At 69.9% G+C, this 24,558-nt stretch carries 23 protein-coding genes; 12 read left to right on the forward strand and 11 right to left on the reverse strand.

Features of this window, described 5'->3' with window-relative positions:
* Positions 1–31 precede the first annotated feature (31 nt).
* The 11 genes from O7608_RS19625 to O7608_RS19675 form a co-directional block, all read right to left on the reverse strand.
* Positions 32–385: a hydroxyisourate hydrolase gene (locus O7608_RS19625; protein ID WP_289205987.1), complete on the reverse strand. Its 354-nt coding sequence runs from the start codon at positions 383–385 to the stop codon at positions 32–34.
* 89 nt (positions 386–474) lie between these two features.
* Entirely contained in the window at positions 475–1,167 is a 693-nt protein-coding gene (locus O7608_RS19630) for an HAD family hydrolase (protein ID WP_289205988.1), read from the reverse strand.
* A gap of 39 nt (positions 1,168–1,206) precedes the next feature.
* Complete coding sequence (locus O7608_RS19635; RefSeq protein WP_289205989.1) at positions 1,207–2,469, reverse strand: sulfate adenylyltransferase subunit 1; 1,263 nt, start codon at positions 2,467–2,469, stop codon at positions 1,207–1,209.
* Positions 2,469–3,416 (reverse strand): sulfate adenylyltransferase subunit CysD, encoded by a 948-nt coding sequence (cysD, locus tag O7608_RS19640; RefSeq protein WP_289205990.1) that lies wholly within the window; start codon positions 3,414–3,416, stop codon positions 2,469–2,471. Before cysD ends, O7608_RS19635 begins: the two co-directional genes overlap by 1 nt.
* Before the next feature lie 50 nt (positions 3,417–3,466).
* Positions 3,467–4,843 (reverse strand): MFS transporter, encoded by a 1,377-nt coding sequence (locus O7608_RS19645; protein ID WP_289205991.1) that lies wholly within the window; start codon positions 4,841–4,843, stop codon positions 3,467–3,469.
* Positions 4,844–4,888: 45 nt separating this feature from the next.
* Complete coding sequence (locus O7608_RS19650) at positions 4,889–5,683, reverse strand: class I SAM-dependent methyltransferase (RefSeq protein ID WP_289205992.1); 795 nt, start codon at positions 5,681–5,683, stop codon at positions 4,889–4,891.
* 35 nt (positions 5,684–5,718) lie between these two features.
* Positions 5,719–6,870: a hypothetical protein gene (locus O7608_RS19655; RefSeq protein WP_289205993.1), complete on the reverse strand. Its 1,152-nt coding sequence runs from the start codon at positions 6,868–6,870 to the stop codon at positions 5,719–5,721.
* Between the two features lie 41 nt (positions 6,871–6,911).
* Positions 6,912–7,643 (reverse strand): SDR family NAD(P)-dependent oxidoreductase, encoded by a 732-nt coding sequence (locus O7608_RS19660; protein ID WP_289205994.1) that lies wholly within the window; start codon positions 7,641–7,643, stop codon positions 6,912–6,914.
* Positions 7,640–8,398 carry a sulfotransferase-like domain-containing protein gene (locus O7608_RS19665; RefSeq protein WP_289205995.1) on the reverse strand — a complete coding sequence of 253 codons (759 nt, stop codon included), beginning with the start codon at positions 8,396–8,398 and terminating at the stop codon, positions 7,640–7,642. Before O7608_RS19665 ends, O7608_RS19660 begins: the two co-directional genes overlap by 4 nt.
* 64 nt (positions 8,399–8,462) lie before the next feature.
* A complete protein-coding gene (locus tag O7608_RS19670) occupies positions 8,463–9,788 on the reverse strand; it encodes a transaldolase family protein (RefSeq protein WP_289205996.1) in 1,326 nt (441 codons plus the stop codon).
* A 159-nt stretch (positions 9,789–9,947) separates the two neighbouring features.
* Positions 9,948–10,778: an alpha/beta fold hydrolase gene (locus tag O7608_RS19675; RefSeq protein WP_289205997.1), complete on the reverse strand. Its 831-nt coding sequence runs from the start codon at positions 10,776–10,778 to the stop codon at positions 9,948–9,950.
* Between the two features lie 207 nt (positions 10,779–10,985).
* Between O7608_RS19675 and O7608_RS19680 the strand changes: the two genes are divergently transcribed.
* From O7608_RS19680 to O7608_RS19735, 12 genes are all read left to right on the forward strand, one after another.
* Positions 10,986–11,696 (forward strand): ThuA domain-containing protein, encoded by a 711-nt coding sequence (locus tag O7608_RS19680; RefSeq protein ID WP_289205998.1) that lies wholly within the window; start codon positions 10,986–10,988, stop codon positions 11,694–11,696.
* The gene (locus O7608_RS19685; RefSeq protein ID WP_289205999.1) at positions 11,666–12,784 is read left to right on the forward strand and encodes a Gfo/Idh/MocA family protein; all 1,119 of its coding nucleotides are present in this window, start codon (positions 11,666–11,668) and stop codon (positions 12,782–12,784) included. The genes O7608_RS19680 and O7608_RS19685 overlap by 31 nt, the downstream gene beginning before the upstream one ends.
* 388 nt (positions 12,785–13,172) lie before the next feature.
* Positions 13,173–13,388 (forward strand): MbtH family protein, encoded by a 216-nt coding sequence (locus tag O7608_RS19690; protein ID WP_289206000.1) that lies wholly within the window; start codon positions 13,173–13,175, stop codon positions 13,386–13,388.
* A 250-nt stretch (positions 13,389–13,638) separates the two neighbouring features.
* A complete protein-coding gene (locus O7608_RS19695; protein WP_289206001.1) occupies positions 13,639–15,357 on the forward strand; it encodes a condensation domain-containing protein in 1,719 nt (572 codons plus the stop codon).
* Positions 15,276–16,124 carry an iron-containing alcohol dehydrogenase gene (locus tag O7608_RS19700; protein WP_289206002.1) on the forward strand — a complete coding sequence of 283 codons (849 nt, stop codon included), beginning with the start codon at positions 15,276–15,278 and terminating at the stop codon, positions 16,122–16,124. Before O7608_RS19695 ends, O7608_RS19700 begins: the two co-directional genes overlap by 82 nt.
* Before the next feature lie 382 nt (positions 16,125–16,506).
* Complete coding sequence (rhaI, locus tag O7608_RS19705; RefSeq protein ID WP_289206003.1) at positions 16,507–17,688, forward strand: L-rhamnose isomerase; 1,182 nt, start codon at positions 16,507–16,509, stop codon at positions 17,686–17,688.
* 44 nt (positions 17,689–17,732) lie between these two features.
* On the forward strand, positions 17,733–19,763 hold the full coding sequence (locus tag O7608_RS19710) for a bifunctional aldolase/short-chain dehydrogenase (protein WP_289206004.1): 2,031 nt from the start codon (positions 17,733–17,735) through the stop codon (positions 19,761–19,763).
* The gene (locus tag O7608_RS19715) at positions 19,760–21,241 is read left to right on the forward strand and encodes a rhamnulokinase (RefSeq protein WP_289206005.1); all 1,482 of its coding nucleotides are present in this window, start codon (positions 19,760–19,762) and stop codon (positions 21,239–21,241) included. The genes O7608_RS19710 and O7608_RS19715 overlap by 4 nt, the downstream gene beginning before the upstream one ends.
* 1 nt (position 21,242) lies before the next feature.
* Positions 21,243–22,016 carry a (Fe-S)-binding protein gene (locus tag O7608_RS19720; protein WP_289206006.1) on the forward strand — a complete coding sequence of 258 codons (774 nt, stop codon included), beginning with the start codon at positions 21,243–21,245 and terminating at the stop codon, positions 22,014–22,016.
* On the forward strand, positions 22,013–23,443 hold the full coding sequence (locus O7608_RS19725) for a LutB/LldF family L-lactate oxidation iron-sulfur protein (protein WP_289206007.1): 1,431 nt from the start codon (positions 22,013–22,015) through the stop codon (positions 23,441–23,443). The genes O7608_RS19720 and O7608_RS19725 overlap by 4 nt, the downstream gene beginning before the upstream one ends.
* Positions 23,425–24,039, forward strand: coding sequence for a LutC/YkgG family protein (locus O7608_RS19730; RefSeq protein WP_289206008.1), 615 nt, complete (start codon positions 23,425–23,427; stop codon positions 24,037–24,039). Before O7608_RS19725 ends, O7608_RS19730 begins: the two co-directional genes overlap by 19 nt.
* Positions 24,040–24,131: 92 nt before the next feature.
* Positions 24,132–24,377 (forward strand): SDR family oxidoreductase, encoded by a 246-nt coding sequence (locus O7608_RS19735; protein WP_289206009.1) that lies wholly within the window; start codon positions 24,132–24,134, stop codon positions 24,375–24,377.
* Positions 24,378–24,558 lie beyond the last annotated feature (181 nt).

The following is a 24,558-nucleotide window of genomic DNA, read 5'->3' on the forward strand; positions in this document are numbered from 1 at the left end:
CCGTCAGCTGAAGACGGTGCGACCGCCGTACCTAGCCGCTCGGTCGGTCGACGGTCGTCAGACGGCGTACCGACAAGGCGGCCGGAGTGACCGCCACCAGCAGCCGCACGTTCTCGTAGGGGCGGGTGACGCGGAAACAGAAGTCCAGCGACGACACCAGCGGTTCCAGGCCCATGGCCGAGAAGTAGCCATCGAGATCCACCGCCAGTCGGTACCGGCCGCAGGCTCTGGAGATCCGCTGGCCCACGACGCCGCCGGTGGCGTCGGTGCGGGCGCTCAGCATGGTCTGCCACACGGCGTCGACCTCACAGGACAACGCCACCGGGACGCCCTCGGCGGGACGTCCGAACGTCTGGTCCATCACCTCGACTGAGATCGACCGCATCTCGGTTGCCTTCCGGAGGGAGGGGTGATCCCGGGCTGCCGCCGCATCGAGTCAGGATCACGGCGATCCGGGTCGAATCGGCGGAAGGTTCACCGGCTGACCGCAGACTCCAGCTGCCGGTTCCGCCAGTGGTCGAGGAGCCCGGGAAGCTCCGTCATGGTGGCGAAAGTGGTGGCACCTGCGGCGGCCAGCACCGTGGCCAGCCGGCCGGCCGGGGTACCCGTGTCCGGTGGTGCGTACCCGAAGACCGTCATCGCGGCGCTGACACCGGCGCGGACCCCCACCAGGCTGTCCTCGATCACCGCGCACCGGGCTGGCCGACAACCGAAGTCGTCGGCGGCGCGCAGGAACAGGTCCGGGTCCGGCTTCCAGGTCTGATGATCGTACGCACTGTAGATCCTGCCATCGACGTACCTCAGCAGGCCGGTCAGGGTGAGTACGTATCTGATCTTCTCCATCGGCGCGCTCGACGCGACGCAGAAGGTGGTGTCGAGGTCCCGGAGCACCTGGGCCACCCCCGGCACCGGCCGCAGCTCCCGAGCGAACCGCTGCGCCGTCCGCTGCCGGAACTCCGCGACGAACGAGTCCCGCAGCCGCGCGCCGGCCATGGTCTCCAGCTCGGCCACCCACTCGGCGACCTTGCGTCCATGAATGAGTTCCAGCGCCTCCCCGGTGTTCACCGCGACACCCCGCTCGGCAGCCATCTCCCGGGCGACCTGGGCGCTCAGGATCTCGCTGTCGACAAGTACGCCGTCACAGTCGAAAATGATCAGTTCGGACATGGTCGCCTCTCGCCGTCAGTCTGGTCGGTGCAGTGTCGATCAGCCGGTCATGCCGGCGGCGATCGTGTCGCCGCGGCTCTTGTCGATCACCAGGAACGATCCGGTTCGCCGGTACTGCGGATAGTCGTCCAGTGGAAGTGGCCGGTCCAGCTCCAGCGCCACCCGACCGATGTCGTTGACCTGGAGCACCTCCGGCCCGGTGACCCGGCGCAGCGTCGCCAGGTCCAGACGGTCCACGAGCCGGGTCACCGTGGCGTCGACGATCTGGGTTCCGTGCCTGATCAGGTAGCGGTCGCCCGCCCGCAGTCCACCGCCGGTGAGCACACACAGGGTCGGCGTCAGGTGGCGGCGTACCAGGGGGCTGCTGGCCAGCGGCGCGATCAGGTCACCCCGGTGCACGTCGACGGGGTCGGCGAGCCGCACCGTCACCGACTGCGGGGCGGTCGCCACCGTGGCCGGCCGGCCGAGGACGTCGATCGACTCGATCACGGAGGTCCGGCCGGCGGGCAGGACCGCGACCGGCTCACCCACCCGCAGCGTACCGGCGACGAGCTGCCCGGCCGGGAGCTGCCGTCCGTCGTCGGCGGTGAGTGTGCACTGCACCGGAAGCCGCGCCGCCTGTGCGACATCGGTATCGCCGACGGGTACGGATTCGAGGTACTCGAGCAAGGTGGGACCGCCGTACCAGTCGGTGTGTGCCGATGGGGCGATGACGTTGTCCCCGCGCAGCGCTGACACCGGGATGGTGGCCACCTCCGGGACGCCGAGCCGGTCGGCGCATTCGGCGAAGGCCTGGGCCGTACGGGCGAAGGTCTGCTCGTCCCAGTCGACCAGATCCATCTTGTTCACCGCCGCGACCACCCGGGGGACCCGTAGCAGGGCCGCAACCGCGGTGTGGCGCCGGGTCTGCTCCACCACGCCCTTGCGGGCATCGATCAGCACCACCGTCACCTGCGCGGTCGACGATCCGGTCACCATGTTCCGGGTGTACTGCACGTGCCCGGGGTTGTCGGCCAGGACGAACCGTCGACTGGCGGTGGCGAAGTACCGGTACGCGACGTCGATGGTGATTCCCTGTTCGCGCTCGGCGCGCAGCCCGTCGGTCAGCAGAGCCAGGTCCGGCCCGTCCTGGCCGTTGACCGGCGACCGGGCCCCGATCGCGGCGAGCTGGTCGCTGAGCACCGACCTCGAGTCGTAGAGCAAACGTCCCACCAGCGTGGACTTGCCGTCGTCGACCGAACCGGCCGTGGCGACCCGGAGCAGGTCCGCGTCGCCACCGGATGCCTTCAGGTAGTCGGCCATCAGAAGTACCCCTCTCGCTTGCGGTCCTCCATGGCAGACTCGCAGAGCCGGTCGTCGATTCGGCTCGCTCCGCGCTCGCTCACCCGGGACGAGGTGATCTCCGTGATCACGTCGCGGACCGTGCCGGCCGTCGACTCCACTGCCCCGGTGCAGGACATGTCGCCCACCGTGCGGTAACGCACCCGGCGGTTGACGACCCGCTCGTCCCCGCGTGGGCCACCCCAGCGGCCGGGTGCCAGCCAGGAGCCGTCGCGGGCGAAGACCTGCCGAAGGTGGCTGAAGTAGATCGACGGCAGCTCGATACCCTCCCGCTCGATGTACTGCCAGACATCCAGCTCGGTCCAGTCGGACAACGGAAAGACCCGGACGTGCTCACCGGACACGTGCAGCCCGTTGTAGAGCTGCCACAGCTCCGGTCGTTGCCGACGGGGGTCCCAGGCGCCGAACTCGTCACGCAGGGAGAAGACCCGCTCCTTGGCACGCGCCTTCTCCTCGTCGCGGCGGGCCCCGCCGATCAGCGCATCGAAGCGGTGCCGCGCCACACTGTCCAACAGCGGGACGGTCTGTAGCTTGTTTCTGCTGCCGTCCGGCCGCTCCGCGACCTCGCCACGATCGAGGTAGTCCTGCACCCGGGCCACGATCAGTTCCAACCCGAGGTCGGCGACCACCCGGTCGCGGAACTCGATCACCTCGGGAAAGTTGTGGCCGGTGTCCACGTGCAGTAGCGCGAACGGAATGCGTGTCGGGGAGAAGGCCTTGCCCGCGAGGTGCACCGCGGCCATCGAATCCTTGCCGCCGGAGAAGAGAATCGCCGGGCGTTCGAACTGACCCGCGGTCTCCCGCAGAATCGCCACCGCCTCCGCTTCGAGCTCGTCCAGGTGCGGCAACGCGGCCCTGGCTGGTCGCTGGTCCCAGTCGGACCCCGCTGCTGGCAATGTCAAGACCATCGAAATCTCCTTGTCCCGTAGCGAATGCATCGGATCTGGCGGTGGGCGTGCTACCGACGGAACGCGGCCGCCGCGACGCCGGGTGCGTCGGTTCGGTCGGGACGACCGTCGGCGGGCGGACGCGTGGTGTCCGGCCGGCCGATCTCCGGGCCGTGCTGGATGTCGGTTTCGGCCGGGCGGGCGTCGGGCTGCTCCGGCAGGCCCTCCCGAGGCAGCAACAGGGACAACGCGCCCAGCACCACCAGGGCGACCGCGATCATCGCGTAGATGGGCAGGAAGCTCTCGGTGACCTCGCGCAGAACCCCGGCCAGGTAGTTGCCGAGCATGCCGCCCACTCCCAACGTCACGTTCGCCACGCCGAACACCGTGGTGGCCGCGGATCCGCTGGCGGTCTTGGCGATGTACGCCGGTACCAGACCAAAGATCGGATAGAACGCGACCGCGAACAGCACACCGGCGACGACCGGGAACACCCCGGTCGGGGTGACGATCAGAAGCGCGGCGGAGGCGAGGATGGACCCGTAGCAGAACAGCAGTGCCAACCGGACGCCGGTCCGGTCGGAGAACCAGCCGACGAGGAACCCGGCGAACATGCCGACGAACCCGATCACTCCCCAGACCGTGGCGCTGTACTCCACCGAGAAATCGAGTCCTTCCCGCAGGTACGGCGAGAGGTAGTTCTGGAACGGCATGGTGGCGAAGCCGTTGAGGAACGTGATCGACCAGATGATCAGCATCCAGGGCACGACCATCGCCCGGGCCGCCGTCCGGGGCGGTGTCCGCCCCGTGCCCGTCGTGGGTTGCCGCGTGTGACGGAACAGGCCGAGGCGCCAGAAGACCACCGCTGCGACGACCGTCACCACGAGCGTGCCGGAGCCGACCGTCCACCAGACACCGCGCCAGTTGTCCGCCCGCAGGAACACCGGCACCAGCAGGCTGTTGACGAAGACGCCGTAGCTGGTGCCGCTGGAGATCAGACCCAGCACCTTCCCCCGGTGCTGGTAACCGATCGCCCTGGCGACGATCTCGACCATCGGCACGTACACCGAGGCGGCGGTACCGCCGAGAACGACCAGCAGGACTCCCACGATCGCGATGTGGTCGCTCAGCGGGAGCAGCACCAGAGCGGCGCCGCAGAGCGCCACCGAGCCGATGATCACCTGTCCGCCGCCGAAGCGGGCCGCCGCCCACGCGCCGAGCAGCGCGAACAACATGAAGCCGAACTGCCCGCCTGCGGTGATCACCCCGACCGCGGTGTATCCGAAGCCCAGATCCGCGCGCATGTCCGTCACCAGCTGAGCGAACAGGTAGAAGCCGAAACCGTAGGTCGCGGCGACGAAGCTGGTCAGCAGCACGGTGAGAACGACGGCGGTGAGTCCGGCGGTACGCGGTCGCCGCGCCGCCGGTTGGATCGTTGAACTGCTCATGGTCCTTCCTCTGTGGCTGTAGGCGGTCGCATGGGCCGGTGGTCGCTACTGCCGCTGGGCGACGTGGATCACGAAGTCCGGGTCCGTGTCGGGGCGGTATGGTTGGAAGTCGCCGAAGGTACGGACGCCGCCGAAACCGTGCCCGCCCAACAGGTCGAGCAGCTCCGTGGTGAGGATCGGGTACACCTCGAGGTGGTAGGTGTGGCCGTCAGCGAACGCGTACCGGAACCGGCACCGCTGCTTGTCGACGCTGGCCACGCTCACCCGCACCCCGGAGCCGCAGTAGTAGTGCTGGCCGGAGCTCTGGTAGCGCGCGGCGCGGATCGCGTCGAAGTTGCGATGGTCCAGCAGCAGCAGGCCACCGGGCCGGAGCATGGCGTGAAAGGACTCCAACGCCCGTACCTGGTCGGCCGGCTCGAACAGATGTGGAAACGAGCTGCCCAGGCAGAGCACCGCGTCGTAGCGCCCGGACACCGTGGCGGGCAGGTCCCGCCAGTCGGCCGGGACGAAGGGCAGCACCTGCCCTCGTGCGCGGGCGTTGTGCTCCGCCCGGCGGAGCATCTCCGCGCTGGCGTCGGCGGCGGTGACCTGGAACCCGGCCTCGGCCAACCGGACCGCGTGGTATCCGGTGCCGGTGGCGACGTCCAGCACCTGCCGGGCACCGGCAGCCCGAAGGATGTCGACGAAGAACTGTCCTTCGCTCTGGCCCCGCCGGTCCCAGTCGATCAGCTCGTCCCAACGGTCGACGAACGGCCGTACGTACTGGTCCGCGTGGTCATCGGCGAGTTCGGTGGGGGCTGCCGACGTCGGCGGTCCGCTCGTCGTGGTCGCGTAGGTCATGGGGACTCCCATCAGCTCGGCGGAAACGTGACCGTTCAGCGGAACGTGGCGGCGAAGGCGGCGAACCGGTCCCGCAGTTCAGCCGCGGCGACGGCGGTCTCGGGCAGGGACAGCGTCCGGCACTCGTAGCCGAGGTACTTGCGCATGATGGCCATCTCGGGCTCGGTGAACGTCACACTGCCGTCGGCGTGAATGGCCTCGATACCGTCGGACCGCTGGCACCGTTCGTTGATCTCGACGGCCTCGGCCAGGGTCAGACCGGCGGGCAGGTCGATCGTCCCTCCGTCGCGGTCGACCCGGACCGGGTAGCCGCCGGGCAGGCCGTCCGGCGCCGGAACGTGGGCGAACGCGCCGCTGCCGGTGGCCATCGCGGTGAGGACCCGGACCGCCGACGCGGCGGTCAGGTGCTGGCCCGCGATGCCGCCCTGCCGCTTCAGGTCGCCGGTCAGGCGGGCGAACAGCGACTCGTGCCGAACTTGATCGGTGCGGTCCACGCCCTGTACGGAGACCGCCAGAGCGTAGGCGCCGTCACCGGCCGTGCCGAACCTCGGCACGTAGTGGCTGAAGTAGTGCTGGGTGACCAGTTGGACCCGGACATCCTCAGGCGGCTCGCCGAGTTCCGCCGCCGCGCTGAAGGTGAGCGCCGGAATGATGTTCGCGACGTTGCCGATCCCGATCGTGGGGGCCAGACCCACCTGGCGCAGCACCGGGCCGACGGCGTCCGGGAACGCGGCGTTGACCACCCTGGCGTGGCTGCCGGACATCCGGACCGCCTGCATGAGCTGGTAGTTCAGGGTGAGGTGCATCGGCAGCCACGGGCCGAACTGGGCCTCGTCGAGTGCCTCGAAGATGTCCTTGGGCAGCCTGGTGATGACGTGCCAGGCCTGCAGCGAGGCACCCATGAAGACAACGTCCGGACGCACCCGCGCGAGCGTTTCCGCCGTTGCTGCGATGTCGTCGAGGTCCATCGACACGCTGGCGATGTCCGGGTACGAGCCGAGGTTGGCGGCCGCGAACCGGACCAGGTTGCCGAGCCGCTGGTTGCCTTCGACATCCCGGCCGGCCAGCACCAGCCGGTTGGTGGCGGGGTTCGCCGCGAGTAGTTTGGCGACCCGCGTCGACAGGTCACCCATCCCGACGATCATGATCAAGGGTCGGCGGTCGTGACTCGCTGGTGGTGCGGACATGCGACTCTCCTTCGAATGTCGGCGTACGGGGATGGCGATGGTCACCGCGGGTAGCAGCCGTTGTCGGCCGGGATCAGCGCGCCGGTGAGCGTCCTGGCGCGGTCGCTGAGCAGGTACGCGCAGACGTCGGCCACGTCCGCCGGGGTGATGTCGCCGGTGAGCCGCTCCTGACGCTTGTACTCGTCGTACCGGTACTGCGGGATGCGGTCGGCGATGGCGGTGTTGACCACCAGGCCGGGGGCCACGGCATTCACCCGGACATGGGGGGCGAAGTTCATCGCATTGGACTTGGTCAGTCCGATCACGCCTGCCTTTACCGTGCCGTACAGGGCGTCGGAGCTGCCGACCTCACCCGCCACGGAGGCGAGGTTCACGATCGCTCCGTCCCGGCGGGTCGCCAGCAGCCGTTCACCCAACCGGCGGGACAACCAGATCGGCCCTTTGAGATTGACCTCGATGACCTTGTCCATCGTCGTGTCGTCGTAGTCCCAGACCGGCTGACCCAGGTACATCCCGGCGTTGTTGACCAAACCGTTGATCTTGGGGTGGCGAGCGAAGACCTGGTCCATGAGCCGGTCGCAGTCCGCGCGCGACCCGACGTCGCAGTGGTACACCTCCAGGGCCCGGCCGTGGTGTTCCTCGGCCAGATGCTTGAGCGCCAGGTCGTCGATGTCGGCCGCGAGTACCGTCATTCCGGCCGTGAGGCAGTGCTGGACCAGCGCGCGGCCGATCCCGTTCGCACCGCCGGTGACGAGTACGGTGTGGATGGTCATGCGGTGACCTCCTCCAAATGGGTGCTGTCGAAGCCGAGTAGGGCCTGGTAGTAGGGCCGGCAGTAGTCGATGAGGTCCTGGGTGTGCGGCGGCGAGGGCGCGGCCTGGCGAGGGCGGCCCGGATCACGGCGGCGGGTGAGGCCGGTACTGGCCATCACGTCCCGGTGCCAGCCTTCCCAGCTGGTCCACTCCGGCCGTGGCCCGGGCGACCAGCGCAGGGCGTCGGGGACGAACGTGATGCCGACCCTCTCGCAGTAGCGCGCCATCACCCGATACGGGTCCGCGAGCAGCCGGTCCGCGTCGATCACCACCGGCACCGTGCCGGTCAGCTCGCGTACCTGCTGGAACAGCTCCCAGAGTTGCGCGTAGCCCAGCGCCTCGCGGGTCACGTCCGGATGGACGGCCAGGTGTGACGGGACCGCCGCCGCTGGATTCCGGATCAGGAAGGTGTTGACCTGTCCGCGCAGATAGTCCGGATCCGCGAGCAGATGGTCCAGGGCGTGATAGGGAAAGTCCTTGTGAAACACCGGCCGGGTGAGCCGGGCCGTCTCCATCATCCGCTTGATTTCCGGGTACGTCCGCGGCTGCGACGGGTCGACCCGCTTGTGAGGGATGTCGGTGCGTTCCTCGTGCACGTAGTAGACGTAGGAGAACGCCTCGTGGAAAACGGCGAAGTCGCCACGCTCGATGAAGGAGCGCTCGAACGCCGTGGAGAGCGATCGGGGGTGGCTCCAGAGCGCCACGGAGATCTGCATGGTTGCCTCCTGGGCAGGCGCGCTGGCCGGCGACGACCCGGCATCGGGTCGCGGGATCCGGCGCTCAGCGCGTCGGTACGGGTTCGGTCGTCAGCTGCCGCGCCACGAAGTCGACCAACCGCCGGGTCTGCTGCAGCACTTCCGCGTAGTTCGCGACGAACGGGCCGTAGTGCGGAAACTCGTCCGGGCGCATCCCGGCCGGGTCGATCGCCCGGCGGAACGACGGCAACCGCATCAGCTTGTCGTACACGGCCGCCGGCGGTTCGGTGGCGATCGCGTTCGGGCGGAAGCGGTCGAGCTCCGCCTCGCGACGCATCAGGTCAGCGAGGAACTGCGGCTTGCAGGTGTAGACGATGTCGGCGCCGGCACTCTCCTCCAGGTGCATGCTCAGCGTCGCGCCGTCCGGGGCCGGCGAATCGGTCTCCAGACTGGACAGCAGCAGCTTCACCGGGTGCCGGTTGTCGGTCAGTGTCGCGTAGACCCGCTTGAGCACCGCCACCTCGGCCCACCGCACCTCCTGCTGGCTGAGCGGGATTCCCCGGGCCGTCGCCTCGTCCCGGAGGTCGCCGTGGCTACCAAGCCGACCAATCATGTGGGTGACCACCGCCCGATGGGATGTCAGATTCACACCGGCGGCGGATCCTTGCGCCAACCCTGTCTCCACCGCCTCGATGTAGGCGACGAACTGCGGCATGGTGTACGAGAGGGTCCCGTTGGTGCTGACACCCCGGGCGGCCAGCCGGCGCACCACGCGGTATCCCTGCTCGGTGCCCGGTACCTTGACCATCAGGTTGGGGCTGAGCCGCGCCAGCTGCAGCGCCTGCTCGTACATCCCGTCCGCGTCGAACATCAGTCGGGGATCCAGCTGGCCGGAGACCCAGCCGTACCGGCCGTGGCTGTCCTGCCACATCGGCAGCATCGCGGTCGCGGCCCGACGTACCGCCTCCCGGTACAACAGCCAGAACGCGCTGCCCACGTCGGTGAGCGACTGTCGCCGTGCCTGTTCCCGCAGCTCGGCCGTCCAGAAGTCGGCCGACGCCAGCACACTCTTGGTGATCAACGACGGATTCGTGGTGATGCCGCGTACCAGGGCCGGCGGACGGGCTTCTCCCCAGTGCAGGAACCGGTCCAGCTGCGTGGCCCAGCGCGTGTGCTGCGACGGGTCGCACGCCTGCGCCAGGATCCTCCTACGCTCGGCGGGAAAGTCGAGCGGCGAGGAGTCCCACCAGATCTCCAGCTCCGGACGGCAGGACTGAAGCTTCTCCAGCACACTGCTGCCGGTATCGACTCCGCGCTCCGGCGGCGCCGAGACCCACGGTTGCGCGTCGTTCGGCGCGGTCACCGGCGCCGGCGAGCTGCGCTCGGCCACGGCGAGGTCCTGCACTCTCATCGCAATCGCCCTCTCGAATCGGGTCGGTCCGCTGGTGTGACCAAGAGTCCGACCCGGGGCGTATCGATGACCTATCCGCTGTCTATCCGTCGGCGCCGCAGGCGCAATCCGGGCGTCGGGAGCCGGTCGTACCGCGGCGACTCCCGACGCCGCCGATGGTCAGCCCGCCCGGACGAAGTCGAGCAGGGCGGCGGTGAGTTCCGCCGGTGCGTCCTCCTGCACCAGGTGACCGGCCTGCGGGATCAGCTGCAGGGACGCCGCAGGGAACCGCCGTGCCAGCTGGCGGCCCTCGGCTGCGGGAATCCACTGGTCCTCGGTTCCCCAGCAGACGAGTACCGGGATGGTGACCTCGCCGAAGCGGTGCTCGATCTCGGCGGTGTGTGCCTGGTCGGCCTGTGCGATCTGGCGGTAGAAGCCGGCTTGGCCGGTGTCGCCGAGCCAGGGCCGCACGAGGTGTTCAAGCGTGTCCGGTAGTAGCCCGGCTGCGGTGGCCGAGCTGATGTACTCCCGTACGAGCGCCCGGTGCAGGGCGGACGGCAGCGCGCTGAACACCTCGGCGTGCTGCTGGACGAGCCGGAAGAACGGCGAGCCCCAACCGCCGAGGGCGACCGCGTCCACCAGGGCGAGCCGTCGGTACCGTGCGCCGTGCAGCAGCATCGCCCGCAGCGCGGTGGCGCCGCCGACGTCATGGGCGACCACCGTCGGCTCGGCCAGTTCCCAGTGGGCCAGCAACGCGGCGAAGGTGCGGCCCTGGGAGGCGAGGGAGACATCCTGGCCCGGGGCCATCTCCGACGAGCCGTAGCCGGGCATGTCCCATACGTAGACCTGGTGACGCGGGGTCAGGGCCCGGACGACGCGTCGCCAGACGTAGGAGGAGAAGGGGGTGCCGTGCAACAGTACGACGGGCGGTGCCGCTGGATCACCGAACCGGTCCCACCGGACCTGTCCGGCGTCGCTTTCGTACGCTTGGGTTAGCTTCCAGTGCTCCATAGTGCGCTTACCCTACCGTTGGCGGACGAATAGGACGAATTCTCCTCGGGCGTTCTGGTTGGGTCGCCCACCCCGTAGCTGGGACCGCTCGTGCCGGGCGAGGGTCGACCGGGCGGTGGCGGGTACGGTTGTCGATGGTCGCAAGCTGCGGGCGTCGTCGCGGCGGCATCGGCTGCCCAGGGCGACGGACCGGGGGAGGGAGCGGGTGTGGATCGGCGCAGAGCACTGGTGGTCCGGGGCGGTTGGGAGGGACACCGGCCGGTCGAGGCGACGGAGCTGTTCATCCCGTTCCTCGAACGCAGCGGATACACGGTACGGGTGGAGGAGTCGACGGAGATCTACGCCGACGCCGCCGAGTTGGCCGACACCGACCTCATCGTGCAGTGCGTGACGATGTCGCAGATCACCGCGGAGCAGGTGGCGGGGCTGGCGGCGGCGATCGTGGCGGGGACCGGTTTCACCGGCTGGCACGGCGGCATCGTCGACTCGTTCCGCGCCTGCTCGGACTACCTGCACCTGGTGGGCGGCCAGTTCGCCACCCACCCGGGCGTCGAACCGTGCGAACGCAGTGGCGGCGAGAAGGACAACTTCCTGCCCCACTCGGTGACCATCACCGACCTCGGCCGGGAGCATCCGATCACCGCCGGGATCGCCGATTTCGACCTGCTCACCGAGCAGTACTGGGTGCTGCACGACGACCTGATCGAGGTGCTGGCCACCACCACCCACCCGACGCGGGCGTGGCACCCGTGGCACCGGCCGGTCACCTCGCCGGCGATCTGGACCCGCAGTTGGGGCGCGGGGCGGATCGTCGTGACGACTCCCGGACACAGCCTCGACGTGCTGGAGCACCCGGGCGTGCGTACCGTCATCGAAAGGGGGATGGTGTGGGCGACCCGCACGGCATCGGCGTCGTAGGTCTCGGGGTCATCTCCCGCGCGTACCTGGACACGCTCGTCGACCATCCCACGGTGCGTGTCGTCGCGGTGGCCGACCTCGACGTCGCCCGGGCCGCCGCTGCCGCCGCCACGATCCCCGGGGCCGAAGCGGTGAGCGTCGAGCGACTGCTGCACCACCCCGACGTGGCGACGGTGCTCAACCTCACGATCCCGGCGGCGCACGCCGAGATCTCGGGCGCGGCGATCGACGCCGGCCGCAACGTCTACGTCGAGAAGCCGCTCACCGTCACGTTCCCCGAGGGCCGGTCGATCATCGACCGGGCGGCGTCGGCCGGCGTCCGCGTCGGTTGCGCGCCGGACACCGTCCTGGGCACGGGTACGCAGACCGCCCGCGCGGCGATCGACGGTGGACTGATCGGGCGCCCGATCTCCGCGTCGGCTGTCATGGTCACCCCGGGGCACGAGCGCTGGCACCCTGCGCCCGACTTCTACTACGCCCCGGGCGGCGGCCCGCTGATGGACATGGGGCCGTACTACATTTCGGCGCTGGTCCACCTGCTGGGGCCGGTCCGGGCGGTGACCGGCGCGGCCAGCCGGCTGCGTGACGTCCGGGTCATCGGCTCGGGACCCCGCCTCGGGCAACGCATCCCGGTCGAGGTGCCGACCCACGTGACCGGGGTGCTGGAACACTCCGGTGGTGCCCTGACCACCCTCACGACGAGCTTCGACGGTGTCGCGACGACGGCCGCGCCGATCGAGGTGCACGGGGAGGACGGCACCCTGGCCGTGCCCGATCCGAACACCTTCGACGGCGAGGTCCGTCACCTCGCGCTCGACAGCCCCGGGTGGCGTGCCCTCGAACCACGGGCCGGCTACGTCGCGGCCTCCCGGGGGGTCGGCCTGATCGACCTGGTCCGGGCCGACCCGGCGCGTCCGCCACGGGCCAGCGGCGATGTGGCGCTGCACGTACTCGACATCATGACCGCCCTGCTCTCCTCTGCCGCGCAGGGTCGGCGGGTCGAGCTGACGACGACGGTCGAACGCCCTGCACCCGTCCCGTTGACCCCGGCCGAGCAGTGGCGGTCAGCCCGCGCGCCTGGGCGCTGAGGGCCCAGCTCTACGGGTTCCTGGGGCCCAGCTCTACGGGGTTCCTGCGACGCCGACCCCGGTTCCGGATCGCGGAGGCGGTACTCGGTCCGACCCAAGGCCTGGTCTGCCCGACGGTGGTCGTGGCTCCTGGCGTTGGCGTCCGGTCCGGCTTGGCCGATCCCGGCCTGAATTGGTAGTTATTGGTCCATGCTGGGATTTCTGGACCTGCATCGTGGCCTAATATGGGGCTATTGATCGTTTCGTTGACCAATTTCTGGTTTAAAATGCCGTAAGGATGAATGGCAATAAGTTGCCGACAATTTGACAACGGTGTTGACTCCTCTTTATGCGTCGTGTCATCCTCCTGCATCGGGTCTTGTAATTGGCGGCTGCAAGGGGTGTCAGCATGTTCGGCGACGACGAGACGATCGTGTACGCGGTGGTTCTGAATCAGGAGGAGCAGTACTCGATCTGGCCGCACGAGCGTGATGTGCCAGCCGGATGGTCCCAGACGGGCATGGTGGGCACGAAGGCCGAGTGCCTGGAGCACATCGAGAAAATCTGGGTGGACATGCGCCCACGATCCCTACGGGACTGGCTTTCTGGCGAGGTGAGCTCCTGATTCTAGTCAACTACTTGACTCAGAGGTTGACTTGCTGATCAACTGATCGCTCGATCAGCTGTCAAGCTCCGTTGGGAGTGCTTTCTGGCGGCTGGAGAGATGTCGGCGCGATGCTGCGCCACGGTGACGTCGGCCCGCCGGCGGCTCGAGAAGTGTCATCGCGCGGGATCTCAGCAGGCGGCCCCTTGGCGCTGGCCGGGCCCGTCGCTGGTCCAGGTGGTTACGCGACTACGGAAGTCGGAGGCCGGTCGTGCGATATGGGGCGTCCCCGCTGCAACGTGGCCTGATCGTGAACAGCTTGCGCGACCGGGATGCCGGGGTCGACGTCATCCAGGTGCTTCTGACCTTGCCGCAGGCGTTGGACCGGGCTGCCTTCGAGGCCAGTTGGCATACTGCGACGTCGCGGCACGAGGTGCTGCGGACCGGGTTTCACTGGCACCCCTCGGACGGGCTCATGCAGGCCGTCGAGACGACGGCGAAGATCGGAATCCGGTGGCATGACGACAGGCGGTCCCCGTACGACCTGGACAGTTTTCTGCGTGCCGACCGGACGGAGGGGTTCGACCCTGACCGGCCCCCGCTGTTGCGGATCACCGTGCTCGCCCCGACGGCGCAGCCCACCGTGGTGCTCACCTTCCACCACGCCATCCTGGACGGCCGGTCGCTGGTCCTGCTGCTCGACGAGGTCCTCACCGAGTACCTCGCCCGGCTGGCCGGGCAGCCGGTCGAGCATCCGGCGCGGCCGCCGTTTCGCAACTTCATCGACTGGTGGCAGCGGCACGACCTGGCGTCGGCGCGGCGGTTCTGGTCCGAGTACCTCGCCGGCTGCGAGCCTGCGCGGCCGTTCGCCGGATACCTCGGCGAAGTCCGCCCCGCCGGGTCCGGCTCGGCGCCCGGTGGCCCCAGCGCCCCCAACACCCTGACCGTCGAGCTGACCAGGGACGAGTCCGAGCTGGTCAGGGCCGCCGCGACCACCGCCGGGGTAACGGTGAACAGCCTGGTCAACGCCGCCTGGGGGCTGGTACGGGCCCGTTACGCGGGTCAGCCGGAGGCGGCCTTCGCGGTGACCAGATCGTGCCGTGGCGCCACCGCACCCGGCGCGGCGGAGATGATCGGGCTGCTGATCAACACCGTCCCGGTACGCCTCCGTGTCCCGGCCGAACTGACCGTCACCGAGCTGCTCCGCGACGTCCATCACCGGATCCGGCAGGTCCGCGATCACCAGTACGCCCCGTTCACCACGATCCTCGAGTGGGCCGGACACCGGCCAGAGGTGCCGCTGATCGACAGCCTGGTGGTCTTCGAACGCCAGCTGGCCCACTCGGTGCTGGCGCAGCGGCACCCGATGCTTCGGGCGGCGGGCATGCGGCTGGAACGCCTGCCCAGCTATCCGGTCACCCTCTACGTCTTCGACGAGCCCCGGATGCAGCTGTTGCTCATCCACGACGGCAACCGGCTGCTCACCGCCGCCGCCGAGCGGATCCTGGCCCACTTTCGTACCGTCCTGCTGACCATGGCCGGCCAGCCGCATGCGCTGATCGGCACCGTGGCGCTGGGGGACGAGACCCAACGGATCTCAGCCCGGCGTGGCCGGTCCGATCCGGGTCAGCTGCCGGCTGCCACCATCGGGGAACTCTTCACCACCGTCGTCAGCGATGCTGGGCAGGCACCGGCGCTGACCGACGGCGACCTCGAGTTGTCCTACCAGGATCTCGCCGAGCGGGCACACCGGCTGGCCTGGTTGCTTCGTGAGCACGGCGTGGACTGCGACGTTCCCGTGGCGGTGGCGCTGCCTCGCGGGATCGACCTCGTCGTGGGGTTGCTCGCGGTGAGTCTCGCCGGGGTCGCCACGGTGGGAGCCCGCGCGACTTCTACGGCGAGTCGAGGGTGCCGGGGCCGACGATTCCTCTCGTCGCGGTCCCGACGACGTCAGGCACCGGCTCCGAACTTACCCCCGTCTCGGTGTTGACCGACCCGGACCGCGAGCTGAAAGTGGGCGTTTCCAGCGTCCACATCGTGCCCGACTTCGCCATCGTCGACCCCGAACTCACCTACACCTGCCCGGCGACCGTCACCGCCCACTCGGGCATCGACGCGTTCTGTCACGCGGTGGAGAGCTACACCGCGCGACCCCGGGCACACGGTCCACGCGACCTGGTGGAGCAGGTGTTTCTCGGCCGCAACCCGATCACCGACCACTACGCGCTCCTGGCCGCTGCACGGATCGCCTGCAGCTTGCGTCGTGCTGTCCGGGACGGAGGCGACACGCAGGCGCGCGCGGACATGTCCTATGGGTCTGTGCTGGCCGGGCTCGCCTTCTCTCACGCGGGCAACGCGGCCCCGCACGCCCTGCAGTACCCCATCGGCGCGGCCACCCACACGCCGCACGGCCTGGGTGTCGGGCTGCTACTGCCCTACGTGCTGGACGCCGTCAAGGGTGCCATCGGCGACCGGCTGGCCATCCTCGCCGGGGTTTGCGGGCTCGACGTGTCCGACGCTTCGGAGGCCGAGGCCGCAGCCGCGTTTCTCACCTGGCTCGACCGGCTACTCGCTGACATCGCCATCCCGTCGACCTTGGCCGACATCGGCGTGGCCCGCGCGGATCTGCCGCGTTTCGCGGAGATGGCCAGTGGCGTCACCCGTCTGATCCAGAACCATCCGGGCCCGACCGACGCCGCGAGCCTGACCGCGATCCTCGAAGCGGCCTGGACCGGGGACCGGACCCGACAGTCCTGACTCGGGGCGGAGACAGTGGGGATGGAGAACGGCCTGCCGGCGGGCCGGGCGGTCCATCGCTTGTAAAACGTTTCACCTGGTCACCTGACGGTGCCGTGGCGGGCAGGAGTGTCGCCTGACGGTGAGTCGGCGGGAACGCCTCGCGGCTCCCGCGCGGCGACGCGGCAGCCAGCCGAAACTCTTGACCTGCGCCTCAGGCCACGCCTATCGTCGGGATGGACATGAAACGTTTCATAGCCGCCGGCGATGGCGACGACCGAGGCTGACGCCGGTGGCAGACGCAGAGATTGCGTTCTCCGTCGGCGTGCCGAGCGGGACTTGGCCGGGGATCCAGGCCCCGGCTGAGATCTTCCGTCCCGAAGAGCAACTGGGGGGAGTGGCAATGACCGAGATCGACCCGACCACGCGCAGACGGGTCCTCGACGCCCTGCGGAAGCAGCGCATCGAGACGGCCTCCTGGGCGTACGGCAACTCGGGTACCCGGTTCAAGGTGTTTGCGCAGGAGGGTGTGCCCCGCGACCCGTACGAGAAGGTCGCGGACGCGGCTACCGTGCACCGATTCACCGGCGTCGCACCGACCGTGGCGCTGCACATTCCCTGGGACCGGGTGGACGACTACGCCGCGCTGGCCGGGTACGCCAGGGAGCAGGGCGTCGAACTCGGCACGATCAACGCGAACGTGTTCCAGGACGACGACTACAAGCTGGGCTCGGTCACCAATCCCGACCCGGTGGTGCGCCGTAAGGCGATCGGGCACCTGCTGGAGTGCGTCGACGTGATGGACGCCACCGGGTCGCGGGACCTCAAGCTGTGGTTCTCCGACGGCACCAACTACCCGGGCCAGGACAGCGCCCGCGAGCGCCAGGACCGGCTCGCGGTGGCGTTGCGACAGACGTACGACCGGCTCGCCGGCGACCAGCGCCTGCTGCTGGAGTACAAGCTGTTCGAGCCGGCGTTCTACCTGACCGACGTGCCCGACTGGGGCACCGCGTACGCGCACTGTGTCGAGCTGGGCGGGCGGGCCCAGGTGGTCATCGATACGGGTCACCACGCGCCGGGTACGAACATCGAGTTCATCGTGGCTTTCCTGCTACGTGCGGGGAAACTGGGGGCCTTCGACTTCAACTCGCGGTTCTACGCCGACGACGACCTGATGGTGGGCTCGGCGGATCCGTTCCAGCTGTTCCGGATCATGCATGAGATCGTCCAGGCCGACGCGCTGCGCCCGTCCTACGGCATCGCGTTCATGTTGGACCAGTGCCACAACATCGAGCCGAAGGTGCAGGCGGTCATCCGTTCGGTGCTCAACGTCCAGGAGACGACCGCCAAGGCGTTGCTGGTGGACACCACGGCGCTGACCGCCGCGCAGCGCTGCGGTGATGTGCTGGAGGCCAACGCCGTGTTGATGGACGCGTACAACACCGATGTGCGGCCGCTGCTGCGCGACCTCCGCGAGGAAATGGGTCTTGACCCGGATCCGGTCGCGGCCTACAAGCGCTCCGGGTACCTGGAGCGGGTCAGGTCCGAGCGGATCGGTGGGCAGCAGGCAGGTTGGGGCGCCTGATCTGCGACGACGACCGCTTCAGCTTGAAGACTGCAAAGGAAGTCATGACGAATCCCATGGTGCGTGACCTGCTGGTCCGCAGTAATCGGCTGGGGGCCGACCCGGCGAACACCAACTACGCCGGGGGAAACACCTCCGCGAAGGGCGTGGGGACCGATCCGGTGACCGGCGAGCCCACCGACCTGCTCTGGGTCAAGGGTTCCGGCGGCGATCTCGGCACGCTCGCCGAGGGCGGGCTGGCCGTGCTCCGGCTGGACCGGCTACGGTCGCTGGTCGACGTCTACCCGGGGGCGGAACGCGAGGACGAGATGGTCGCCGCGTTCGACTACTGCCTGCACGGGCGGAGCGGTGCGGCACCGTCCATCGACACCGCCATGCACGGACTGGTCGACGCCCCGCACGTCGACCATCTGCACCCGGACTCGGCAATCGCGATCGCGACCGCGGCCGACGGGCCGGCGCTGACCGCGAAGATCTTCGGCGACCGGGTGCTCTGGGTACCGTGGCGGCGGCCCGGCTTCCAGCTCGGCGTCGACATCGCCGACGTGTATCGGACCAACCCGCAGGCCATCGGGGTCATCCTGGGTGGGCACGGGATCACCGCCTGGGGCTCGACCAGCGACGAGTGCGAGACCAACTCCCGGGAGATCATCGCGACCGCGGCCCGGTACATCGCCGAGCACGGCCGGTCCGAGCCGTTCGGTGCCGTGACCCACGCAGCCCTGCCGCAACAGCAGCGCCGGGACCGGGCCGCCGCACTCTTCCCGGTGCTACGTGGCCTGGCCTCGACCGACCGGGCCCAGGTCGGCCACTACACCGACAGCGACGTCGTGCTCGACTTCGTCGGCCGGGAACGGATGCCGGAACTGGCCGCGCTCGGCACCTCCTGCCCGGACCACTTCCTGCGGACCAAGGTGCGGCCGATGGTCCTCGACCTGCCACCGGATGCCGGGCTGGCGGAGACGGTCGCACGTCTCAAGGAACTGCACGTCGCCTATCGTGCGGACTACCGGGCGTACTACGAGCGGCACGCCGGGCCGGACAGCCCGCCGATGCGCGGTGCCGATCCGGCGGTCGTGTTGGTGCCGGGCGTCGGCATGTTCAGCTTCGGTGCCAACAAACAGACTGCCCGGGTCGCTGGCGAGTTCTACGTCAACGCGATCAACGTCATGCGGGGCGCCGAGGCGGTGTCGACGTACGCCCCGATCGACGAGGCGGAGAAGTTCCGCATCGAGTACTGGGCGCTGGAGGAGGCCAAACTCCAGCGGATGCCGAAGCCGAAGCCCTTGGCAACCCGGATCGCACTGGTCACCGGCGCCGGCTCGGGTATCGGCCGGGCGATCGCTCACCGGCTCGCCGCCGAGGGCGCCTGCGTCGTGGTCAGCGACCGGGACCTCGCCGCCGCCGAAACCGTCGCGGCGCAGGTCGGCGGCACGGACGTCGCCGTCGCCGTACCGCTCGACGTCACCGACGAGGAACAGGTCGCCGCCGCCGTGCGGGCCGCTGCCCTGGCCTTCGGCGGGGTCGATCTGGTGGTCAACAACGCCGGGCTGTCCCTGTCGAAGTCACTGCTGGACACCAGCGTCCGCGACTGGGAGCTGCAGCACGACGTGATGGCCAAGGGATCGTTCCTGGTCTCCCGGGAGACCGCCCGGGTGCTGGTGGCGCAGGGCATGGGCGGCGACATCGTCTACATCGCCAGCAAGAACGCGGTCTTCGCCGGCCCGAACAACGTCGCGTACGGCGCTGCCAAGGCCGACCAGGCCCACCAGGTCCGGCTGCTCGCCGCCGAGTTGGGTGTGCACGGCATCCGGGTCAACGGCGTCAACCCCGACGGGGTGGTGCGTGGCTCCGGTATCTTCGCCGGTGGTTGGGGTGCCGACCGGGCCGCCGTGTACGGGGTGCCGGAGGAGAAACTCGGCGAGTTCTACGCCCAGCGCACCCTGCTCAAACGGGAGGTCCTGCCGGAACACATCGCCAACGCGGTCTTCGCGCTCACCGCTGGCGACCTGTCACACACCACCGGCCTGCACATTCCGGTCGACGCCGGCGTCGCCGCGGCCTTCCTGCGATGACCCCGCAACGTCCGGTCCGGTCCGGTCCGGCGCCGCCACCTGTCCACGTCCGCGAGGTCAGCGTCGCCGCCGTCGACCTCGGCGCCTCCAGCGGCCGGGTGGTCCTCGGACAGGTCCGCCGCGACGCCCTGCGGCTGACGGTGGCGCACCGGTTCGCCAACGAGCCGGTGCGCGTCGGCGGGACCCTGCACTGGGACATCCTGAGCCTCTTCCGCGAGGTGCTGACCGGGCTGCGGGCGGCCGGACCGGTCACCAGCGTGGGCGTGGACTCCTGGGCGGTCGACTACGGCCTGCTCGACTCCACCGGCGCGCTGCTCGGCAACCCGGTGCACTACCGCGACACGCGTACCGACGGTGTCCTGGAGCAGGTGACCCGACGCCTCGGCGCCGAACGCCTCTACGCCACCACCGGGCTCCAGCAACTGCCGTTCAACACGCTCTACCAGCTCGTGGCCGCAGCCGCCACACCGCAACTCGCCGTCGCCCACCGGCTACTCATGATCCCGGACCTGATCACCTACTGGCTCACCGGGCTGATCGGCGCCGAGGTCACCAACGCCTCCACCACCCAGCTCTACGACCTGCGCACCCGTGCCTGGGCACCGGGCCTGATCGGCGACGCCGGCATTCCCGCCCACCTGTTCCCTCCGCTGCGGAAGCCCGGCACCCGGACCGGGCGCACGCTACCGGAGCTGGATCTGCCCGGTACGCCGGACGTGGTGGCGGTCGGCTCCCACGACACCGCCTCGGCAGTGGTCGCGGTACCCGCCAGCGGTGAACACTTCGCATACATCTCCTGCGGCACCTGGTCGTTGGTCGGCGTCGAACTGGACCGGCCGGTGCTCACCGAGGCCAGCCGGCGCGCGAACTTCACCAACGAGGGCGGCGTCGACGGCACCGTGCGTTACCTGCGCAATGTCATGGGACTGTGGCCGTTGCAGGAATCGCTGCGGAACTGGGGGAACCCGGATCTGCCGAACCTGCTGGCCGCCGCCGCTGGCGAAGCGGGCTTCCGCAGCGTGATCGACATCGACTCGCCAGCGTTCCTGCCCCCGGGCGACATGCCGAACCGGATCATCGAGGCGTGCCGGCTCGCTGACCAGCCGGTGCCGCAGTCACCGGCGGCCGTCGTCCGCTGCATCATCGACAGCCTGGCGCTGGCGCACCGTCGGGCCGTGCACCAGGTGCAGGAACTCTCCGGCCGACACATCGACTCCGTGCACATCGTCGGTGGTGGCGCCCGCAACGCCCTGCTCTGCCAGCTCACCGCCGACGCCTGCGAGCTGCCGGTGCTGGCCGGGCCGGTGGAGGCAACCTCGATCGGCAACCTGCTGGTGCAGGCCCGGACCGCCGGCGTGGTCGGCGGCGACCTTGCTGCGCTACGACAGCTGATACGGCAGACTCAGCGGATCGTGCGTTACGAGCCTGATCGCGGGTCCGTGGCGGCGCGGGCAGCCAAGCGGCGGGCGGAGGTCTGACGTGCGGATCGCGTTGTTCGTGACGTGCCTGGCGGACACCATGTTCCCGGCGGCGGCGAAGGCGACGGTGCTGTTGCTGGAGCGGCTGGGCCACGAGGTGGTGTTCCCGCCGGGACAGACGTGTTGCGGGCAGATGCACGTCAACACCGGCTACCAGGCGCAGGCGGTGCCGCTGGTGCGCCGGCACGTGCGCGTCTTCGACCCGTACGACGTGGTCGTCGCGCCGTCGGGATCGTGTGTGGGGTCGGTGCGCCACCAGCACGCGATGGTGGCCCGGCAGGCCGGTGACGTCCGGTTGGCCTCCCGGGCGGAGTCGGTGGCGGCGCGCACGTACGAGCTGTCCGAGTTGCTGGTCGACGTGTTGGGGGTGACCGATGTGGGCGCGTTCTTCCCACATCGGGTGACGTATCACCCGACCTGTCACTCGCTGCGGATGCTGCGGGTGGGGGATCGGCCGGTGCGGCTGCTGCGCGAGGTACGTGGCCTCGACCTGGTGGAGTTGCCGGCGGCGGAGCAGTGTTGCGGGTTCGGGGGGACGTTCGCGGTGAAGAACGCGGACACGTCGACGGCGATGTTGGCGGACAAGATGCGTCATGTGCTGGCGACCGGTGCGGAGGTCTGTGCGGCCGGGGACTCCTCGTGCCTGATGCATATCGGCGGTGGACTGTCGCGGCTGCGTACGGGGGTGCGGACGGTGCATCTTGCGGAGATCCTGGCCTCGACCGAGCAGGGCGGTGCCTCCGACGAGCGGGGCGGGCCGGGGGTGGGGTCATGACGCGCACGTTCCTCGGCATGCCGGCGACCGCCCCGAAGGGCGTTGGGCAGCTACGCGGGGAAGAGACCTTCCCGGCTGCCGCGCGGCGGGCTCTGGCCGATGCGCAGCTGCGTCGCAATCTTGGGCACGCTACGGCGACGATCCGGGCGAAGTCGGGTGCGGTGATCGCCGAGGTGCCGGACTGGGAGGCGTTGCGGGCGGCCGGGTCGGCGATCAAGACCGACGTCATGGCTCGACTGCCGCAGCTGCTGGAGCAGTTGGAGGCGAAGGTGACGGCGGCCGGGGCAGTGGTGCACTGGGCCGCCGACGCCAACGACGCCAATCGGATCATCACCGACCTGATCCGGGCCACCGGCAGCGATCGGGTGATCAAGGTCAAGTCGATGGTGACGCAGGAGATCGGTCTGAACGACGCCCTCGAAGCAGCCGGGATCGCGCCGGTGGAGACGGACCTGGCCGAGCTGATCGTGCAGCTGGGTGAGGACCGGCCGAGCCACATTCTGGTGCCGGCGATTCACCGTAACCGGACCGAGATCCGGGAGATCTTCCTGCGGGCGATGCCGGGGGTGGATCCGGCGTTGACCGACGAGCCGGCGGCGCTGGCGGCGGCGGCTCGTCGGTTTCTGCGGCAGACCTTCCTGTCCACGCCGGTGGCGGTGTCCGGGGCGAACTTCGCCGTGGCGGAGACCGGCACCCTGGCGGTGGTGGAGTCCGAGGGCAACGGGCGGATGTGTCTGACCCTGCCGCAGACGCTGATCACCGTGATGGGTGTGGAGAAGGTGGTGCCGACCTGGCGCGACCTTGAGGTGTTCCTGCAACTGCTGCCCCGGGCCTCGACCGGGGAGCGGATGAACCCGTACACCTCGATGTGGACCGGAGTCACCCCGGGCGACGGGCCACAGGCGTTCCATCTGGTGCTCCTCGACAACGGCCGCAGCGCCGTGCTCGCCGACGAGGTCGGCCGGCAGGCGCTGCACTGCATCCGCTGCTCGGCCTGCCTGAACGTCTGCCCGGTCTACGAGCGCACCGGCGGGCACGCCTACGGGTCGGTCTACCCGGGCCCGATCGGTGCCGTGCTGTCCCCGCAGCTGACCGGGGTGGCCGACAACGCCTCCCTGCCGTACGCCTCCTCGCTCTGCGGGGCCTGCTACGACGCCTGCCCCGTGAAGATCAACATTCCGGAGCTGCTGGTGCATCTGCGTGATCAGGCGCCGCACCCGCGCGCGGAGTCGGCCGCGATGGCCGCCGCCGCGTACACCATGGACCACCCCGCCCTGTACGCGGCGGCACAGCGCGCGACGCGGCTCAGCCGGCCGGCCGGCCGGCGGGGCCGGGGCCTGCCGCCGCCGCTGTCCGGCTGGGCCGCCAGCCGTGACCTGCCCGACCCGCCCGCGCAGACGTTCCGGCAATGGTGGGCCAAGCGGTGAGCGGACGAGAGGTCATCCTCGGCCGGCTGCGCGCCGCCCTCGCCGCCACCGAACCGACCCGGGTGCAGGTGCCGCGCGACTACCCGCCTGCGGGCACGCCCGACCTCCACCGGTTGGTGGAACGGTTGACCGACTACCGGGCCCGCGTGCACCAGGTGCCCGAGACGGCGGTCGCCGACACCATCGCCGCAATCCTGCCTACCCGTGCGACCATCGTCGTACCACCGGGGCTGCCGCCGGCCTGGCTGCCTCCGACGGTGACGGCCCTGCGCGACGACGCCCTCGACAACGACGCCATCGCCGCGGCCGACGGCGTCGTCACCGCCGTCGCCGTCGCCATCGCGGACACCGGCACCGTCGTGCTCGACGGTACGCCGGACCAGGGACGCCGCGTGCTCAGTCTCCTACCGGACCTGCACATCTGCGTCGTCCGCGCTGCTCAGGTGGTGGCCGGGGTGCCGCAGGCACTCGCCCGACTCACCCCGCACCGCCCGCTGACCTGGATCAGTGGACCCTCCGCGACCAGCGACATCGAACTCAACCGGGTCGAGGGCGTACACGGCCCCCGCACCCTGCACGTCATCCTGCTGCCCTGAGCCGCTCCACGAACCGCCAGACGCCGGCGCGTACGGTCTGCACGGTCCCGCCGGGCAGCCGTACCTCGGCGGTGCGGGCCGGTTCCTCGGCCGTGCGTGTCGAGCCGCACCCGGCGTACCAGCCCATACAGGACGCCATGGCGTCCCGGGTGAGCGGCGCGCAGTACGGCGATCCGGCTGCGGCGGGCCCGGCCCTGCTGCAGATCGTCGACGCGGAGAACCCGCCGTTGCGCGTCCTGTTCGGCAGCCAGCCGGTGGGCCTGGTCAAACACCTGTACGCGCAGCGCCTGCAGACCTGGACCGACTGGGAGCACGACTCCCACGCCACGCAGGGCTGACACCACCGACTCCGAGCAGGCGCCGGCTCGGTCCCGGCACACCACCGGTACCTGGCGTTGGTCGGCCAGCCATGCGGCCAGGGTCGCGGCCCGCCGGTCGGGTAGGACGTCGATCGGGCGGCCGGTGTCGACGTCGACCAGGATGGTGGCGTACCCGCTGCTGCGGCTGGTGACGGTCGTA

The sequence above is a fragment of the Solwaraspora sp. WMMA2056 genome (genome assembly GCF_030345095.1).
Classification (GTDB): domain Bacteria; phylum Actinomycetota; class Actinomycetes; order Mycobacteriales; family Micromonosporaceae; genus Micromonospora_E.